Origin of the sequence: Microcystis sp. LE19-10.1B, assembly GCF_027530565.1 — a bacterium.
Classification (GTDB): domain Bacteria; phylum Cyanobacteriota; class Cyanobacteriia; order Cyanobacteriales; family Microcystaceae; genus Microcystis; species Microcystis aeruginosa.
In genome coordinates, this window is the sequence record NZ_JAPZQM010000309.1 from 1 (window position 1) to 2,341 (window position 2,341).

Consider the following 2,341-nt stretch of genomic DNA (forward strand, 5'->3'; position numbering starts at 1 on the left):
GCTGACTTCACAACCAGCGATAGTATAATTATAGGAATCTGGTCGCCAATTTACTCGTTCATCTCCTAATATAGCGAGACTGATAACTGGTTTCTGATACAAATCAAAGGCCCGATAGTTATAAATATACATCCTCTGAGGAAAATTTTCTTCGTACTGGCTTTGAATTTCAATATGAATCAAAATCCAGACTTCTTCACCCCTGAGTAACCAGACTTTATAGAGTTTGTCAGCGAAACGTTTTTTTGTCTTTGCTGAAGCGGTAATCCGTTTGAGTTCTTTTTCTAGGGATTCGGGAATTTTTGTCCAATCAATCAATTGGTGAACTTCAGGAAAAAAGAAGTATAAAAACGCTTCAAAATATTCGCTTAATGCTTCTTTCCAGGGTTCATCATAATTGGCGGTTGTTTGGTTCATTTGAGTTGTCCGCTTACTCTTAGGGGTGAAGCGCGATAGCGTAACGCACCGATTTAATGATAGAGGTGGTGCGTTACGGCGGCTTGTTAATTTTGGTTTTTTGACCGAATTGATAGCCGCAAATACGCACCCTAATGGATTGTTTAAACTGGATTGTTTCAACTGCGACCTCTTCCCATGATTGATGTCCTCAGCCAGTAGGGTGTGTTAGCGATAGCGTAACGCACCAATTTAATGATAGAGGTGGTGCGTTACGGCGGATTGTTAATTTTGGTTTTTTGACCGAATTGTTAGCCGCCTAACGCACCCTACGCCTACTTAATTAAACAAAGAAATTACCCACTGGAATGCTCCCTAAAGCGGGCAAAGCACCAGTAAATCCGGTGATATTTATTAATAAATCATTGCTGGATTGGAAGCCAGCCGTGCTATCATTAATAACGAGGTAAGTTCCAGCTATTGCACCGGTTGTTACTTGCACTAAGGCTGCACTATTAATCCCTAATCCTTGATTACCTGTAGTCGCTCCATTGGCATCAGTAAATACCTGATTGACTAAATTGTCTAAAGTGGTAGCAGTGCTATCAGCAGCGCGACTGAAACTGCTAGGCGCACTCATAGCGGAACCACCTTGAGTTAATAAGTCGATTTTATCACTATTGATGGCAAAATCCGTGATACGATCGCTTGTTGATATGGGAGATTGGCCAAATTGGAAGACGAAGGTATCTGCACCTAAACCACCGGTTAAAGTATCAATTCCCGCACCTCCATTGATTTGATTATTGCCACTATTTCCGGTGATATTATTGTTACTGGCGTTACCTGTACCGTTAATATTATTAGTGCCAATTAGTTTGAGGTTTTCGACATTGTTGGGTAAGGTGCGCGTGAGACTACTTTGCCAAGTATCAGTAATGATAACTTCTCCTATTCCTCCTTCGGGGTTAATGGTAGCATTAACCGGATTTGACAGGGTTACTGTAAAGGCTTCATCAGGTTCATTGAGGTTATCATTGAGGATGGGAATGCTAATAGTAGCGGTGGCAGTATTAGCAGCAATGGTGAGGGTTCCTGTCTGGCTAGTGTAATCTACATTGGCGGTAGCATTAATGGGTGCAGTGGTATAGTTGAAGGTAATTGGTTGCGGATTGGGATTATCAACTGTGACGGTGAGGATGGCATTATTATCTTTACCTTCCACTACGGTGATGTCATTGATGGAGAGTTGAGAGGTGACAGTGGTATCATCATTGGTAATTGTCCCAGTAACTGCGGTGGTCGTACCTACTGTATAACCTGTCCCCGCAGCAAGGGTTAAAATGACAGTTTCATCACTTTCTACTGTAGTATCAGCAGTGGGGTCAACTGTTACAGTCGCAGTCGCTGAATTAGCCGCAAAGGTGACTGTATTGGTAGTCCCGGTACGAGTGTAATCGGTATTAAGCGTAGCTGTTCCCCCGATGGTGTAATTAACCGTCAAAGGATTGGTTGTGGAACCGGTACGAGTGAAGGTATAAACCAGATTTGTTGTCCCGTCTTCGGTCACGCTTGCGGGAGATAAGGTAAGGGTGATAGTAGGAGAATCTTCCTCGACAGGGGCAATTGTTACAACTTGATCGGAAAACTGTAGTTTTTGAATGCCGTATAAAGTGTCTATGCCATCCCGATTAGCTACTGAATCTGTTATCGTAAATACTCCTTGATTGCTGCTCCATGAATACTGAGAGCGATTGCCAGTATAGACGGCAGTATCATCACCTGTGCCACCGTAGAGAGTATCATTCCCAGAACCACCTTCTAAACGGTCATCTCCCTGTTCTCCAAACAAAGTATCATTGCCCCTGAATCCTTTCAAGGTATCATTGCCTAAACCACCAAATAGTTGATCATTAGCATTAGACGAGAAAGAGTCAGGACCATT

At 42.8% G+C, this 2,341-nt stretch carries 2 protein-coding genes; both read right to left on the reverse strand.

Features of this window, described 5'->3' with window-relative positions; genetic code table 11:
• Positions 1-417, reverse strand: a 417-nt coding sequence (locus O9332_RS11020; RefSeq protein WP_287637272.1) for an RpnC/YadD family protein, incomplete at its 3' end; no start/stop codon positions are given.
• Between the two features lie 322 nt (positions 418-739).
• A partial coding sequence (locus O9332_RS11025) for a bluetail domain-containing putative surface protein (RefSeq protein ID WP_288025466.1) occupies positions 740-2,341 on the reverse strand: 1,602 nt, incomplete at its 5' end.